This is a genomic window from Bacteroides clarus YIT 12056 (assembly GCF_900129655.1).
Classification (GTDB): Bacteria; Bacteroidota; Bacteroidia; order Bacteroidales; family Bacteroidaceae; genus Bacteroides; species Bacteroides clarus.
Map to the genome: position 1 here is coordinate 65,676 of NZ_FQWK01000002.1, position 17,308 is coordinate 82,983.

The window sequence follows — 17,308 nt, forward strand, 5'->3', positions numbered from 1 at the left end:
GGTACCAAGATTTTGGTTCTGTGGGAAGAATTCGGGTTCCAAAGTAGCGCAAAGCTTCCATATTTTCAATTCATCAACATCGGCCTTCACCTTCCACGCCCCTGTTTATGGGAAATAGCGGGTGAAGCCTGTTTTTTCACATCGCAACGCCTGAAGAAACCGCAACTACGTATCCGGACATTACCATACCGGCAAATCCGTTCCGCAGGACAAAAATATCCATCCCGCGAGACAAAAAAAATCATCCTGTAAGCCGGATAAATCCGTCTCACAGGATGAATAATTTCATCTCACGGGATGATTCCGTACGCGCGCCCGCCAATATGATTCGCTACGGTTGATAATCTTTTTATCCTATGGAGATAATTTCGTTTGATACGATTGGAAACCGGATATCATCATTGATAGAAAATCATCGCCGACTGCGCCGGAACCGAAATCTCCGGTCCGTACATCGTGCCCAAACCTTGCTCACTGATAAATCCGTCTTTGCAAACCACCGTATATTTGCCTTCGGGCACTGACACCTTAGCCGTTTCCTTGCGTGCATTCAACACTACATAGATGTTTCCCCACGTATCGCCGCCGGCATGTCCCTTCAGCCTATAAGCTACCACATTGCTGCCTTCAACCGGTAAGAACTCCAGATGTTCGCGTACCAAACCGGCATCTCCCAGACGGAAAGCCGGATGGTTCTTACGCAACTGAATCAATCCCTTATAATAGGCGAATACATCGGCATGCTCCGTCTTACGTTTCCAGTCGATGGCGTTGACTGAGTCCGGACTTTGGTAACTGTTATGCACCCCTTTCTTATCGCGCATCACTTCCTCGCCTGCATAGATAAAGGGTACTCCCTGTGAGGTAAATACCGCCGTTTGCGCCAGTTTGTCCAATCGGGTCAGTTCTTCGGGCGTAATACCGGGGACGCTGGCCTTCAGTCTGTCCACCAAACACATATCATCGTGGCAAGATACATAACTTATCATCTGCGTAGGTTGTTCCGCCCACGGGGCCTTACTGTAATTCACCTCTTCATTATTGACTTGCGGATGCTTGACAGCGCCTGCAATACCAAACTTGATACTCTCCTCTCCCCCCGGCAGTCCGGCAAGGAAAGCGCCCTGATGATTATCGTTGAACGGGCCGCGCAGCGCATCACGCATCTCATCGGAGAAAGCGGCGATGCCCGGCATCTTATATGTGTTGGCTTTCATCGCCAATGAGTCCTGAGGCAATTGGGGAGCCGACGCAGCCCAGCCCTCACCATAGATAAAGATGGTAGGATCTGCCGCTGTCGCCGCCTTGCGTATTTCGTTCATGGTTTCAATATCATGGATTCCCATCAGGTCGAAGCGGAAGCCGTCGATATGATACTCGTTTATCCAGTGCAATACGGACTCTACCATATATTTGCGCATCATGGCGCGGTTACTCGCCGTTTCGTTGCCACATGCGGAAGCGTCCGCAAAACCGCCGTCCGGTGTCTGGCGATAGAAATATCCGGGAACGGTACGCTCGAAATTACTCTCGGCCGTGTTGAAAGTGTGGTTGTACACCACATCCAGCACTACACGGATACCTGCCTTATGCATGGCCTGCACCATCTGCTTGAACTCGCGGATACGTACATCCGGTTTGTAAGGGTCGGTAGAGTACGAACCGTCGGGCACGTTGTAATTCTGCGGATCGTAACCCCAGTTGTATTTATTCTCATCCAGTTTGGACTCGTCCACGGAAGCATAATCATAGGAAGGCAGGATATGTACGTGCGTCACTCCCAGCTCTTTCAAGTGGTCGATGCCGGTTGCCAGTTTATCGGGGTTGACCGTTCCCGTTTCCGTCATCGCAAGGAACTTGCCTTTGTGGCGGATACCCGAAGACGGGTCTATGGAGAAGTCGCGATGGTGCACTTCGTAAATTATCACATCGGCAGGAGATGCCAACGGCGGACGTTTATCCTCCGCCCAGCCTTCCGGGTCGGTTTCCCGCATATCGATAACGGCCGCGCGCTTACCGTTTACACCCACTGCCTGCGCATTGATACCCGGGGTATCACCCAACCATTTACCGTCGATTTTTACATTGAAAGTGTAGAACTTGCCTTTCAAATCCTGCTCTACCTTAGCCGTCCACGTACCGTTTTCGGCAGGTGACATGGCAACCGTCTCGTAAGCGTGCCCGCCGTCTCCCGCATCATACAGCATCAAGCGCACTTCGTCCGCCGTAGGCGACCAGAGCGTAAACCGCGTAGCATCCGGAGCGTATTCCATTTCTGTCAGACTGCCCGTACGGACAGGATAAAGTTCGTATGAAGCATATTCTTTTTTTGAGGGGGCGCAACTGACAACTGTTGTCGCCGCTACTCCGATAATGACAAGATCGTTTAGTTTCATGGTTGGTATTTTTAAATTAGGTATGAAGTATAAAGTAGTAAGTCTTAAAGCATGGGATCGGATTATCGTTTTACTTTGTCGGGATTCTTGGCTATAAAGTCTTTCCAGCCGTGATAGCCTTTCTCGACAACAGGGCGCCCCATTTGCAGGAAGTGGCAGTAAGCGGCGGCAAGGCCGTCGGTGGCGTCCATGAATACGGGCATGTCTTCTTTCGGAAAATGAAGCATGCGTTGCAGCATATCCGCCACTTGCTCTTTGGATGCCTGGCCGTTGCCCGTTATCGCCATTTTTATCTTCAAAGGAGCGTATTCGGTAATAGGAATGTCGCGGCTCAGAGCGGCAGCCATGGCTACTCCCTGCGCGCGTCCCAGCTTCAGCATGGATTGTACGTTTTTTCCAAAGAAAGGCGCTTCAATAGCAAGTTCGTCCGGCAGATAACTCTCGATGATGCTCAGCACCCGCTCATGGATGTGGCGAAGTTTCAGATAATGGTCGCCAAACTTACGAAGGTCTATGATACCCATGGCAATCATTTCGGGCTTTACTCCCGCTACCCTCAGCACCCCGTATCCCATAATGGTAGTACCGGGGTCGATGCCCAAAATAATTTTTTCCTTTACCGGTTGTATCACACTATCACCTCCATTAATGTAGGAAAACCGATTACTTTGTCTTTAAAGATTTTCTGCAATTCTTCATTCAGCTTCACGCCTTGTTCCTGATGCCAGCGATGCAGTATGGCAGAGTCTTCCACCTCGAATTGCACAGAGTAACAGACACTTCCCTCTTCAATATGGCTCAGTATCCGTGCTATGCGCGGGGCATGCAATGTACCGTGCTTCTCTACTTCGGGAAGGTAGAATTCATTCATCCAGGCAAGGAAGAATTTCTCCTGCCCTTCTTCCACGTGATAGGTCGTATTATATATCAGCATAATTTCTTTTTTCATTTTATTTCGCAAACATAGCAATTATTTCAGAATAATGCATTATATTTGCGCCATCAAAAAAGCAGATAGCTCTGCAAACGTTAGCAACGGGGCGTTAGCTCATCTGGCTAGAGCGCGACACTGGCAGTGTCGAGGTGATGAGTTCGAGTCTCATACGCTCCACAAAGGTTGACTTTTCACAGTCAACCTTTTTTCAAATTAGGCAGGAAGCAAGCCACCAATCCCAGCAAAGGCATAAATCCGCATACATTATAAACCGCCTCGATACCGTATGCGTCCGCCATACCGCCAAGTACAGCCGAAGCGATACCCGCAATGCCGAACGCAAACCCGAAGAACAAACCGGAAATCAGTCCCAGCTTATTGGGCAACAATTCCTGCGCATACAATAAGATGGCGGGGAAAGCGGAAGACAGCATAAACCCCACACAGAAGCTAAGAATGACCGTCCCCGCAAGTCCCACATGCGGCATCAGCAAACTAAACGGCGCCGTCCCGAGAATGGAAGCCCAGATAACATACTTGCGTCCCACCCTGTCGCCTACCGGTCCGCCTACCAAAGTACCTGCGGCAGTGGCTACCAAAAAGACAAACAAGAATAACTGCGAATCCCGGATACTTACACCGAACTTATGAATGAGATAGAATGTATAGTAACTCGTCAGGCTCGCCATATAAATATATTTGGAAAAGATAAGAACCAATAGAACCCCAATGGCGAAAACCGTCATTCGGGAAGACAACGGACGTTCCACCGCCTTCTGCGTAAGCAACGGACGCCGCTTGATATGGTTGAGATAAGAACGGTACCAGCGGGAAATGGGCAGCATCACCAAAATAGCCGCCACCGCAAAAATCATGAACAGCGCAATGTGGTGTCTGCCATACGGAGCAACCAGCAGCGCCACCAGCAACGGCCCTAACGAGCCTCCCAGATTACCGCCCACCTGAAAGAGCGACTGCGCCAACCCGCGCTTGCCTCCGGAAGCCAAAAAAGTAATGCGCGACGCTTCGGGATGCAATACGGAGGAACCGATGCCCACCACAAAAACAGAAGCCAAGAGCCAATACAGATTAGTGGCGAACGACAAATTCAGAATACCCGCCAGCGTAAAACACATTCCCAACGGCAACGACCAGGCAATGGGACGCTTATCGAAAATCAGCCCCATTATCGGCTGAAACACGGAAGCCGACATCTGATACACCAACGTTATCAGACCAATCTGTGCAAAACTCAATGACAAATCCTGCTTGAACAGAGGGTACACCGCCGTAATAACGGATTGAAGCAAATCATTCAGGCAATGCGAAGCGCTCAGCGCAATCAATATGGGGAAAGCGATTCTACGAACCGGCGGTCTTTGAGTTGATGTCATCCTAACTGTCATTTATTGAAATCGGGCGCAAAGGTACGTAAAGTATTCAAAGGACAGCCTGGGTTAATAAAAAATAATATGCAACGATTGAGGGCAAAACAATGATAAAATTGTATCTTTGCACCGTTTTATATAGTAAGGAATAAATAATAACAACGATATGATAGCTAAAATCAACGAGCTTCTGCAAGAAGTAGAAGCACTGAAAGCCGCTAACGCCGAGGAACTGGAAGCACTGCGCATCAAGTACCTCAGCAAGAAGGGAGCCATTAACGAACTGATGGCGGACTTCCGCAACGTACCCGCCGAACTCAAAAAAGAAGTCGGCATGCGTCTGAACGAACTTAAGAACAAAGCGCAGGAAAAGATAAGCGCTCTCAAAGAACAATTCGAAAGTCAGGACAACGGTTGCGACGACCTCGACCTTACCCGTTCGGCCTATCCCGTAAAATTGGGAACACGTCACCCGCTCAGCATCGTCAAGAATGAAATCATCGACATATTCGCCCGTATGGGATTCAACATCGCCGACGGTCCGGAAGTGGAAGACGACTGGCACGTATTCTCTTCCATGAACTTTGCCGAAGATCATCCGGCACGCGATATGCAGGATACTTTCTTCATCGAAAACAATACTGAAAATGTATCGCACAACATCATCCTGCGTACACATACATCCAGCGTACAAAGCCGTGTAATGGAAACGACCCAACCACCTATCCGGGTGCTTTGTCCGGGACGCGTATACCGCAACGAGGCTATCAGCTATCGCGCGCACGCATTCTTCCACCAAGTAGAAGCCTTGTTTATAGACCGTAACGTATCGTTCACCGACTTGAAACAAGCCCTGTTGCTCTTCGCCCAGGAAATGTTCGGCAAAGACACTAAGATTCGTCTCCGTCCTTCGTACTTCCCGTTTACGGAGCCAAGCGCCGAAATGGACATTAGCTGTAACATCTGCGGCGGCAAGGGATGTCCTTTCTGTAAAGGAACAGGCTGGGTTGAAATCTTGGGTTGCGGTATGGTCGACCCCAATGTGTTGGAGTTAAACGGCATTGACAGCAAAGTGTACAGCGGTTACGCTTTAGGTATGGGTATAGAACGTATCGCCAACCTGAAATACCGCGTAAACGACTTGCGCCTGTTCTCTGAAAACGATACCCGCTTCCTGAAAGAATTCGAAGCGGCTTATTAATATAGAGCACTCTTATATTTCTATATTAAGCATAAGGTTGGGATGTGTCCGAACTGAACTCGCTTACTTATTGATTTCTTTAATATCAGGCACGGATTACACGGAAAACACGGATTTAATCAAAGGAAACCGTGAAAGCCGTGTAATCCGTGCCTAAAAGGATAGCCCTATTATCAATCTTATTAAATCTCCACCCAATGAAAGATAGGCTCGTAACTCCCGGCTATTGCTTTATTCTCGCAGCCAACTTTCTGCTGTACTTCGGCTTTTGGCTATTGATACCCGTATTGCCATTCTATCTATCCGAGATATTCAATGCGGGAAACTCTACCATCGGTATCATCCTCTCCTGCTATACGGTAGCCGCTTTATGCATCCGTCCGTTCTCCGGCTATTTTTTGGACAGCTTTGCCCGTAAACCGCTGTATCTGTTGGCTTACTTCATCTTTATGACAATGTTTGCCGGATATATCATAGCCGGTTCACTGGTACTGTTCATTCTGTTCCGTATCATACACGGCGTATCATTCGGCATGGTGACTGTAGGCGGAAATACGGTAGTCATCGATATCATGCCCTCATCAAGGCGCGGAGAAGGGCTCGGATATTACGGGCTTTCCAACAATATAGCCATGGCGGTGGGGCCGATGTCCGGCTTGTTTCTGCACGATGCGGGCATGAGCTATACTACCATTTTCTGTTGCTCGTTGGGTTCCTGCATTGCCGGATTTATCTGCGCCTCATTGGTGAAGACACCATACAAACCGCCTGTCAAGCGCGAGCCGATTTCGCTCGACCGTTTTATCCTGCTGAAAGGCATTCCGGCGGGTATCAGCCTGCTTCTATTATCCATTCCTTACGGGATGACCACCAACTACGTGGCCATGTATGCCAAAGAAATCGGCATTAATGCAACCACCGGCTTTTTCTTTACTTTCATGGCGGTGGGCATGGCCATCTCCCGCATCTTTTCCGGTAAGATTGTGGACAAGGGAAAGATAACGCAAGTAATCTCGGCAGGACTATACATTGTAGTGTTCAGTTTCTTCCTGCTCTCGGCTTGCGTCTACATTATCAATTGGAACAGCATGGCATGCGGCATCATCTTCTTTGCCGTAGCATTACTGCTCGGAGTTGGTTTCGGCATCATGTTTCCGGCTTACAACACGCTGTTCGTGAATCTAGCCCCCAACAACCAGCGAGGTACGGCAACTTCCACCTACCTGACCTCATGGGATGTAGGAATAGGTATCGGTATGCTGACAGGCGGATATATCGCCGAGGTCAGCACTTTCGACAAGGCTTATCTTTTCGGAGCCTGCCTGACGATAATCTCCATGCTTTACTTCAATGGCAAGGTTACCCCTCATTATCATAAAAACAAATTACGATGAGAAAAAAAGAACGTTACGAAAAAATACTCGCCTGGTTCAGGGAAAACCGCCCCGTAGCGGAAACCGAGTTGCATTACGACAATCCGTATGAGCTATTGATTGCGGTAATCCTTTCCGCCCAATGCACGGACAAACGGGTAAACATGATAACTCCCCCACTATACCGGGACTTTCCTACTCCCGAAGCTCTTGCCGCCACCACCCCGGAAGTGGTATACGGATACATACGCAGCGTTTCTTATCCCAACAATAAGGCCAAGCATCTTGTGGGCATGGCCAAAATGCTGGTGAAAGACTTTGACAGCCAAGTACCCGATACGCTGGAAGAGCTCGTAAAGCTGCCCGGTGTGGGACGTAAAACGGCCAATGTAATCCAGTCGGTTGTGTTCAACAAAGCCGCCATGGCGGTAGACACCCATGTATTCCGTGTCAGCCACCGTTTAGGATTAGTGTCCGACAAATGTACCACCCCGTTCAGCGTAGAGAAAGAGCTGGTCAAGCATATTCCGGAAACGGAGATTCCCATTGCCCACCATTGGCTCATCCTGCATGGACGGTATGTATGTCAGGCGCGTACCCCTCAATGTGACAACTGCGGTTTGCAATTGATGTGCAAATATTACTGCCGGAAGTATAAAGTTAGCAAAGAGAGCAATGAAGGGGAAGAATAAATAATGATTTCATAGCGCAAAAAAGAAATAAATACTAACTTTGCCGTCACAAAAAGAAAATAGTAACACTTTTAAATAAAAATAGAGTATTATGACAATTGACCAATTTAACTTTGCCGGAAAAAAGGCATTCGTTCGCGTGGACTTCAATGTGCCCTTGGACGAAAACTTCAACATTACAGACGATACCCGTATGCGTGCCGCTCTTCCTACATTGAAGAAGATTTTGACTGACGGCGGCAGTATTATCATCGGTTCTCACCTCGGCCGTCCGAAAGGCGCGACTGACAAGTTCTCTTTGAAGCATATTCTGAAACATTTGTCAGACCTGCTGGGTGTTGAAGTACAGTTTGCTAACGACTGCATGGGCGAAGAAGCCGCTGTTAAGGCTGCCGCTCTGCAACCGGGTGAAGTGCTGTTGCTCGAAAACCTCCGTTTCTATGCTGAAGAAGAAGGCAAACCGCGCGGTTTGGCTGAAGACGCGACAGACGAAGAAAAGAAAGCCGCCAAAGCCGCCGTTAAGGAGAGCCAGAAAGAATTTACCAAGAAATTGGCTTCTTACGCCGACTGCTATGTAAACGACGCGTTCGGTACCGCACACCGCGCACACGCTTCTACGGCATTGATCGCTAAATACTTCGACAAAGACAACAAGATGTTCGGCTACCTGATGGAAAAAGAAGTGAAAGCTGTGGACAAGGTGTTGAATGACATCAAACGTCCGTTCACCGCTATCATGGGTGGTTCTAAAGTATCTTCCAAAATCGAAATCATCGAAAACCTGCTGAATAAGGTAGACAACCTGATTATCACCGGCGGTATGACTTATACTTTCACCAAAGCCCAAGGCGGTAAAATCGGTCTTTCCATCTGTGAAGACGATAAGCTGGATTTGGCTCTCGAGTTGTTGAAGAAGGCAAAAGAGAAAGGTGTGAACCTCGTACTGGCTGTAGACGCCAAAATAGCCGACTCATTCTCCAATGACGCCAATACTCAGTTCTGCAAAGTAAACGAAATACCTGACGGTTGGGAAGGTCTGGATATAGGTCCTGAAACTGAAAAGATTTTCGCTGAAGTTATCAAGAACTCCAAGACTATCCTTTGGAACGGTCCCACAGGCGTATTCGAATTTGAGAACTTCACTCACGGTTCACGTTCGGTAGGTGAAGCTATCGTAGAAGCAACCAAGAACGGCGCATTCTCACTCGTAGGCGGTGGCGACTCCGTAGCTTGCGTTAACAAGTTCGGTTTGGCAAACGGTGTTTCTTACGTTTCTACCGGTGGCGGTGCATTGCTCGAGGCAATCGAAGGAAAAGTTCTTCCGGGTATCGCTGCTATCAACGAATAAAAAGAATCTCATTAATACAAAAGGCAGCTCTTTGAAAAAAGGGTTGCTTTTTTTTTAATTATATATCCGACACATGAAACGAATTCTACTATCCTGCTTTCTTCTTCTCTCCGTATATACACTAAGAGCCCAGGATGCGTGCCTGAATGATGTAGTGAATACACTGAAAGAACGTATCAGTCTGGCAGGCTATGCCCAAGTGGGATATACCTATGATGATGCCGGCGAAAAAGCCAGCAATACTTTCGACCTCAAACGGGTTATATTCATGGCACGCGGTAAGATTACCGACAAATGGTCGTGCTACTTCATGTACAGCTTCGCCAACACCGGAAAGATTCTGGAAGCCTATACGGAATATCAGTTTCTGCCCCAACTCACAGCCCGTATCGGGCAATTCAAAACGATGTACACCATTGAGAATCCCATGTCGCCCTGTTTTGTCGAACTGATAAACTGTTATTCGCAGGCAGTCAACTATCTGGCAGGTATCAACGGTAGCGATCCCCTGTACGGTTCGAATAGCGGCCGTGATATGGGACTCCTTATTTACGGCGACCTTTTCAAGAAAAAGGTTAGTTATAACCTTGCTGTTATGAACGGACAAGGCATCAATCTGAAAGACAAGAATAATCACAAAGACATAGTAGGCAGCCTGATGGTTCATCCGCTCGACTGGCTGTCGGTAGGCGGTTCGTTCATCAAGGGCAAGGGATGCGCAGTAGCCGCATCTTCCGTCAATCCGGACATTGCTGCAGGCGACAGTTATGTACGTAACCGTTGGTCGGCAGGAGCTACCATCCAAACCAAACCCGTCAGCCTGCGTACCGAATATCTTGCCGGTAAGGACGGGCATATAAAGAGCGACGGATACTATGCCACCGCATCCGTACACGTGTTTCCCAAGTTCGACGTTATAGCATCTTACGACTACTTCAACAAAGACAAAGCGCAGGATTACAAACAAAGCAACTATGTAGCCGGTGTGCAATGGTGGTTCTATCCCAAATGCCGCTTGCAGGCGCAATATACTTATTGCGACCCTCACAAGGGAGAAAGCTCCAACCTGCTGCAAGCACAGTTGCAGGTTCGTTTCTGATTCTTTAACCCTCACCAAACATTTTGGCATTCTTTTTGTACATTTGTAGAGTATAATCACTTAATGAATACAATCTTATGAACGAGCAAGCCATACAAGAGCAATACCAACATATAGTCAGCTTACTGGAACAGAAACGTCTGAAAGAGGCGCAGATACAACTGGAGGCCTTTTTATGGAACTGTAACGATTGGACTCTTCGCAACCGTCTGGAACAGGCCAAAGTGTCCTACCAATACATGTTACAGTATATGCGCCAGGGCGTAAACGATCCGGAACGGCAGAAACTATACCGGCAGCTTTTGGCAGAAACCCGGGAACTTGCCGAACAAGCGCGTATCAGCTTACTCGATGAAGTCTCTACGCATTATTACCATGCCCTGCACAAGAACAAAAGGAATATGGCAGCCGGCTACGGTATGTCTTCCTGGCTTAAAGTACTGGAATCTTTTCCTGACGATATGGCGGTTTGCCAACTTATGCCGGACAATAAACAAAGTCTGGACAGCGCTTTGCAACGGCATGAAGAAACTGCCCAATATCTATTTCTCACTACGTGGGGAAACAGCGGCTGGACGGCGGAAGAGGAGCGGGAAGCCAGAATGTATCTGGAATCCGAGTTACTGCCGGTAAATGATTTGTGTTTATTTACGGGAGCCGTCCTACTCAGCTTAATGGAATGTTTCGACCCGCGTAAGTTCTCATGGCTGCTGGATGCTGCGACACACGCCGACACACAAGTCAGCCAGCGTGCTTTGGTGATTATCGCCATTGTACTGCACATACACCCCAACCGCCTGTGGTTATACCCCGAGCTGGAAGCCAGACTATCGCTTCTCAATGAAGACGGCAGCTTCGGCAAACAGCTGAACCGGGTTTACATCCAACTGCTCCGCAGTCAGGAGACGGAGAAGATAGACAAGAAGATGCGTGAAGAAATCATCCCGGAGATGATGAAGAACGTAAGTATCATGCGTAACATGAAGTACGGCTTCGAAGAAAACATGGATGAAGACGACCGTAACCCGGATTGGGAAAAAGCATTCGAAGAATCCGGCTTGGGTGACAAGATACGTGAAATGAACGAACTGCAACTGGAAGGCGCCGATGTATATATGAGCACATTCGCCCAGCTCAAGAGCTATCCGTTCTTCCAAAACCCGCACAACTGGTTCTATCCGTTCGATATGCAGCACTCCGGTATTATACGGGAATTCGGGCTGAAACCGACAGGAGACAATGCCATCCTATCGCTTATATTGCAATCAGGCTTTTTCTGCAATAGCGATAAGTACTCATTGTGCTTCACCATGGCGCATATCCCGCAGGCGCAACGTAATATGATGCTGAGCCAAATGACATCGCAAGATTTGAACGAATTAATGGACGAAAGCAAGTCGTCCGGCCTGAGACAGTACGCACAGCGTCCGGATGTTATCAGCAACCAGTATATTCATGACTTATACCGTTTCTTCAAGCTCAGCCAGCGCCGTCATGAATTCCGCGATATTTTCAAAGAGGAAATAGCGTTGCACCGTATCCCTGCATTGAAAGATATTTTACGCAAACCGGAATTATTGGTTACCATAGCCGATTTTCATTTCCGCAAAGAGCATCCGGCAGAAGCTTTAGGCATCTATCAGGAAGTAATAGATATGAATTATGCCGATGCAGATATTTTCCAAAAGACCGGTTATTGCCTGCAAAAGGAGAAACGCTACAAAGAGGCCATCAGCGCTTACCGAAAAGCGGATGTGCTGAAGCCCGATCATATATGGACCATCCGCCACCTTGCCACTTGTTATCGCCAATTACGCGATTTTGCATCGGCGCTGGAATATTACAGAAAGGTAGAGGCAATGCAGCCCGAAAACAGAAACGTTACATTCTTCATCGGCAGTTGTCTCGCCGAACAGGAGCGTTACGAAGAAGCCTTGCAATGTTTCTTCAAGCTGGATCTCATGGAGAACGATTGCATCAAAGCATGGCGCGCCATAGGCTGGTGCTCATTTGTCAGCGGAAAATCCGAGCAGGCCATGAGATATTATGAAAAGGTACTCGTCTTAAAACCTATTGCCACAGATTATCTTAATGCGGGGCATGTAGCGCTGCGACTGGGTGATATGGAAAAGGCCGCCGAATTATATGGGAAAGCCGCCTCGGAAAGCGGAAATCGGGAGACTTTCCTTGACATGTTCGACAAAGATAAAGAAACCCTTATCAAACTGGGTATCGATGAAAACGACATACCGCTAATAAGAGATTTGGTTTGACCAATACACATGGCATCCTCTATGTACCTTCACTAAAACTCATTACTGAAGGTACATAGCTCGCCTATCGGAGTAAAAAATAGGCAAAAGGGTGGATTTTCTATTCATATTACTTCTTCTTATTTTTCAATTGAAGGTATTTGCTTATTTTTGCTTTAGCTTTAAAGTAAATACCATGAAACGACTCTACATCCTACTCCTTTCACTACTTGTGACTGTTTCCGTCATTGCACAACCGGTGTGTCAGGTGAAACACTTTTCCGTTAATGACGGTCTTGCCCAAGGTAATGTTATGGGTATGTTGCAAGACCGAAACGGACTTATCTGGTTCAGTACATGGAATGGGCTGAGCAAGTATGACGGTTATACATTTAAAACTTATAAGACTTCCCAAGAAGACCGGTACGCATTCGGCAGTAACCGCATGGGTACTATCATGGAAAGCAAGTACGGAGATATCTGGTGTCCCACCTACGACGGGCAAGCCTGCCTGTTTGATGTAGAGACGGAAAAGTTCATCGATGTCTTGCAGCCGCTTGAATACGCCACCAAACACTCCAACCATGTCGTCCGTATCCAATCGCTCAAAAAAGGAGTAGCCTGGATTATTTGTGAAAACGGATATACATACAGAGCAGACGAACAGCTATGTAAAAAAGGAGAAGGCATTACCCTGTATTCGACATTCACTCAGAATTTGAAAGGAGAACATATATTCACCGTTTACCAGGACTCCGATGAAGACGAATGGATATTAACAAACAAAGGCGTTACCATCGTGGGAAGTAAAGCCGTAGATACAGACTTCCCATTCCAATATATCACGCAAATCAAGGAAAACGTCTACCTTGTAGCCGATAAAGGCAAATTGGCTCAATACAACTTTCGTACAAAGAAACTTAAGTTTATAAACATTCCTTGTCCGCATAACAGAATCAACACTATCGCCGCATTGGGAACAGACACGCTGGCATTAGGTACGGATAATGGTTTGATACTGTTTTCCGCCCATGACAATATGTTCCGACAAATTGATATCCGTACTTCCACCCAACCCTCCAACTATGTGGAGCAGATATATCAAGACCGGCAAAAAGACGTTTGGGTATTTCCCCGCAATCCGGGTATTGTCCGTCTCCACCTCAACAGCAATGAAAAAGAACACCTGTTCACCCCTCAAAATGAGGTTATCAAGCACGGACGTAACAGCCGTAAACTGATATTTGAGGACAAAACCGGTATTTTATGGGTATTGCCTACCGGCGGTAATCTCTCCTACTACGATCGAAAAGAAAAGAAGCTCAAGCCCTTACTTACAGATATCGACAATCCGAAATCCATATTCAGCCCGTTAGTCCGTTTTTATACTCTCGATACGCAGGGCAATTGCTGGCTGGCCACAGCACGTGGGATAGACCGGATAAGCTTTTTCCCGCAAAGTTATCAATTTAATCAAACCGACTATGAAGCGGAAACGCGTGCTTTTCTGCGAGACAGCCACAATCGTCTGTGGAGTGCATCCAAAGCGAGTTATATTCAAATATATGCTCCCGATGGCAGTTTAGAAGGTTACCTTTCCAACCAAGGTACCATTGTCAAGGAAAAACAAGTCTTCCATAATGGAGTATACGCCATTATGGAAGACAAGGAAAAGAATATCTGGCTGGGCACCAAAGGAGCCGGCCTTTTCTTGCTCACCCCAAAAAGCTTGAATCAATATTCCATTACGCACTTCAAGCATCGTTCCGAGGACCCTTACAGTATAAGCGACAACAGCATATACTCGATTTTCCAAGACAGCCGCAACCGCATCTGGATAGGTTGCTATGGTGGCGGATTGAATCTGTTTACCCCCGGAAGCAACGGTTCCCCCATATTTATCCACAGTAATAATGAGCTGAAGAATTACCCTACGGATTATGGCATGAAAGTACGCAACATCACAGAAGTATCCGGCGGAGTAATCTTAGTAGGTACCACGGACGGACTGCTCACCTTTTCCAATAAGTTCGAATTGCCGGAAGAAGTAAAATTCTATAGAAACTGCCACAAACCGGGCGACAAGAACAGCCTCATCACCAATGACATTATGCAAATCTATACAGACAAGCAAAAAGCGACGTATGTGGTTAGCTTTACAGGCGGCATCAGCAAAATTATTTCAACCCGGCTGCTTAGTGAAGAGATACGTTTCAAAAACTACGATAAAAGCAACGGGCTGGCTTCCGACCTGACACTTTCGATGATAGAAGACACATACTCCCAATTATGGATTGTTTCCGAGATAGCTTTGTCCAAATTCGATACCGCCAAAGAAACCTTTGAGAACTATACGCTCGGTTCCACCTATCAGCAGCAGTTTAACTTCTCGGAAGCCCTTCCGGTAATCAACGCCCGGCAACAAGTCGTGCTGGGAACCGACAAAGGCTTTCTGGAAATCACTCCCGGAAAGATGCGGAAAAGCGCTTATGTTCCTCCCATTGTATTCACCGGTTTCAAAATACAAGGACACCCGGCCTCCCATTCCATCAATAACCTGACAGAATTGGAGCTAAAGGCATCGCAACGGAATGTCACTTTCCAGTTTGCAGCGCTCGACTACGTAAATCCCGACAACATACTTTACGCTTACCGCTTGCAGGGACTGGAGGATGAATGGAACGAAGCGGATAACAACCGCTCCGCAAGTTACATCAACCTGCCCGCAGGGAAATACCGCTTACAAATAAAGTCGACCAACAGTGACGGTGTATGGACAGATAATATCCGCACACTCTCCATCCATGTACTCCCCACATTCTGGGAAACATACTGGGCATGGCTGCTCTATTGTCTGCTGTTCATCCTGTTCACCGCAACTATTGTATACGTACTGTTCTATATTTATCGCCTGCGTCATCGTGTAGATATGGAACAACAACTCGCCAATATCAAACTGCGCTTTTTCACCGATATATCTCACGAGCTACGTACCCCGCTGACCCTGATAGGCAGTCCGGTAGCTGAAGTTCTGGAGAATGAGCCCCTCTCTCCGACTGCCCGCGAGCACCTTACCCTGGTACGCCGGAACACGGAACGAATGCTCCGCCTTATGAACCAGATACTCGACTTCCGCAAGATTCAGAATCAAAAGATGAAACTATTGGTAGAAGAGACCGATTTGATTCCTCTCCTGCAAAAAGTGATGGATAGTTTCCGTCTTATCGCCAAAGAAAAGAACATAGACTATCAAATGAAGTCACCAATCGAGTCCGTCTACGGTTGGGTAGACCGGGACAAATTCGAGAAGATATTCTTCAACCTGCTTTCCAACGCATTCAAATATACGCCGGAAGGCAAAGCCATTACAATAAAAGTGCTCCCTCACAATGAAACCATTGATATTGAGGTGGCGGACGAGGGTATCGGAATCGCCGCCGAAAAGCAGCGTACCCTTTTCCAACGCTTTGAAACGCTCGTAAAGCAGAATATCCTTCAACCGTCTTCCGGTATCGGCCTATCCTTAGTGAAAGAGATGGTAGAGATACATCACGGAACGATTCAAGTAGACAGTCAGCCCGGCATCGGCAGTCGTTTCACCGTGACTTTACCGTTACGAAAGCAAGTCTTTGAGGAAGACGCGCAAGTGGAATTCATATTGAACGACATCCAGACCGCATCCGCTCCGACAGATGAAGAAACCAAAGGGCAGGAAGATACGGAAACCAAGGAAGAATTCGACAGCAATCTTTCCGAATGTCATTCCATACTGGTGGTGGAAGACAACAAAGAATTGAGAACATTCTTAAAGAACAGCTTGTCCGAACACTACACCGTCATCACCGCAGCCAACGGAAAAGAAGGTTTGCAACATGCCATCGACGACCTCCCCGACCTAATCATCAGCGATGTCATGATGCCCGTAATGGACGGCCTGGAAATGGTTAAACAAATCAAGGAGAACAGCGCCATCTGCCATATTCCCATCATCATATTATCAGCAAAAGCCTCACTCGACGATCGCATCGCCGGATTGGAGCAGGGTATAGACGATTACATCACCAAGCCTTTCAGCGCCACCTATCTGAAAACCCGTATCATAACATTGCTTCGCCAACGCAAATCATTACAGGAAATGTATATGGCACAATTAACCGACAGCAAAAACGCCTGCGTATCTTCCGGTCTCACCCCGTCGCAACCTCAGATTACTCCGTACGACGAGAAGTTCATGCAGAAAGTAATGGAGTTCATGGAAACGCAAATGGACAACAGCGAACTGACCATCGACGCCTTTGCCGAGCATTTAATGCTGAGCCGTACCATATTCTACCGGAAACTGAAATCCATAATCGGTCTTACCCCCGTGGATTTCATACGTGAAATCCGCATTAAGCGTGCCGTCCAGTTAATAGACAGCGGAGAGTACAACTTCTCGCAAATAGCCTACATGACCGGATTCAGCGATCCGAAGTATTTCAGCAAATGCTTTAAGAAAGTAATGGGAGTAACGCCCACGGAATACAAAGAGAAATAAAAATATCACTCCGTTTCGACCGGATATTACCCGTCAAAATACAAGAAAGTGCCTACTATTGCAGTCGTTAATATAGAATACCATAAAA

The 17,308-nt window shown here is 47.3% G+C and carries 11 protein-coding genes and 1 tRNA gene; 8 read left to right on the forward strand and 4 right to left on the reverse strand.

Annotation, left to right across the window (positions count from 1 at the left end; translation table 11 throughout):
• Window positions 1-398: 398 nt before the first annotated feature.
• The 3 genes from pulA to BUB52_RS02490 all read right to left on the reverse strand — a co-directional run bounded on the left by pulA (window position 399) and on the right by BUB52_RS02490 (window position 3,330).
• Complete coding sequence (gene pulA, locus BUB52_RS02480) at window positions 399-2,396, reverse strand: type I pullulanase (protein ID WP_009122383.1); 1,998 nt, start codon at window positions 2,394-2,396, stop codon at window positions 399-401.
• Between the two features lie 62 nt (window positions 2,397-2,458).
• Complete coding sequence (gene ruvC, locus BUB52_RS02485) at window positions 2,459-3,028, reverse strand: crossover junction endodeoxyribonuclease RuvC (protein WP_009122384.1); 570 nt, start codon at window positions 3,026-3,028, stop codon at window positions 2,459-2,461.
• Complete coding sequence (locus BUB52_RS02490) at window positions 3,025-3,330, reverse strand: DUF4286 family protein (RefSeq protein ID WP_022218870.1); 306 nt, start codon at window positions 3,328-3,330, stop codon at window positions 3,025-3,027. The genes ruvC and BUB52_RS02490 overlap by 4 nt, the downstream gene beginning before the upstream one ends.
• A 103-nt stretch (window positions 3,331-3,433) precedes the next feature.
• On the opposite strand from BUB52_RS02490, the gene BUB52_RS02495 reads away from it, so the two are divergent.
• Window positions 3,434-3,507: transfer RNA gene (locus BUB52_RS02495), tRNA-Ala, on the forward strand.
• Between the two features lie 20 nt (window positions 3,508-3,527).
• Here BUB52_RS02495 and BUB52_RS02500 read toward each other — a convergent pair.
• Entirely contained in the window at window positions 3,528-4,724 is a 1,197-nt protein-coding gene (locus BUB52_RS02500) for an MFS transporter (protein WP_022218871.1), read from the reverse strand.
• A gap of 160 nt (window positions 4,725-4,884) precedes the next feature.
• Between BUB52_RS02500 and pheS the strand changes: the two genes are divergently transcribed.
• The 7 genes from pheS to BUB52_RS02535 all read left to right on the forward strand — a co-directional run bounded on the left by pheS (window position 4,885) and on the right by BUB52_RS02535 (window position 17,220).
• Entirely contained in the window at window positions 4,885-5,919 is a 1,035-nt protein-coding gene (gene pheS / locus BUB52_RS02505) for a phenylalanine--tRNA ligase subunit alpha (protein ID WP_009122388.1), read from the forward strand.
• A gap of 197 nt (window positions 5,920-6,116) precedes the next feature.
• On the forward strand, window positions 6,117-7,313 hold the full coding sequence (locus BUB52_RS02510; RefSeq protein WP_009122390.1) for an MFS transporter: 1,197 nt from the start codon (window positions 6,117-6,119) through the stop codon (window positions 7,311-7,313).
• Complete coding sequence (gene nth / locus BUB52_RS02515) at window positions 7,310-7,984, forward strand: endonuclease III (RefSeq protein ID WP_009122391.1); 675 nt, start codon at window positions 7,310-7,312, stop codon at window positions 7,982-7,984. Before BUB52_RS02510 ends, nth begins: the two co-directional genes overlap by 4 nt.
• An 88-nt stretch (window positions 7,985-8,072) precedes the next feature.
• Complete coding sequence (locus BUB52_RS02520; protein ID WP_087942769.1) at window positions 8,073-9,332, forward strand: phosphoglycerate kinase; 1,260 nt, start codon at window positions 8,073-8,075, stop codon at window positions 9,330-9,332.
• A gap of 73 nt (window positions 9,333-9,405) precedes the next feature.
• Window positions 9,406-10,431 carry a porin gene (locus BUB52_RS02525; RefSeq protein ID WP_009122393.1) on the forward strand — a complete coding sequence of 342 codons (1,026 nt, stop codon included), beginning with the start codon at window positions 9,406-9,408 and terminating at the stop codon, window positions 10,429-10,431.
• Between the two features lie 77 nt (window positions 10,432-10,508).
• Complete coding sequence (locus tag BUB52_RS02530) at window positions 10,509-12,704, forward strand: tetratricopeptide repeat protein (protein WP_009122394.1); 2,196 nt, start codon at window positions 10,509-10,511, stop codon at window positions 12,702-12,704.
• 175 nt (window positions 12,705-12,879) lie between these two features.
• Window positions 12,880-17,220 carry a hybrid sensor histidine kinase/response regulator transcription factor gene (locus tag BUB52_RS02535; RefSeq protein WP_039950919.1) on the forward strand — a complete coding sequence of 1,447 codons (4,341 nt, stop codon included), beginning with the start codon at window positions 12,880-12,882 and terminating at the stop codon, window positions 17,218-17,220.
• Window positions 17,221-17,308 lie beyond the last annotated feature (88 nt).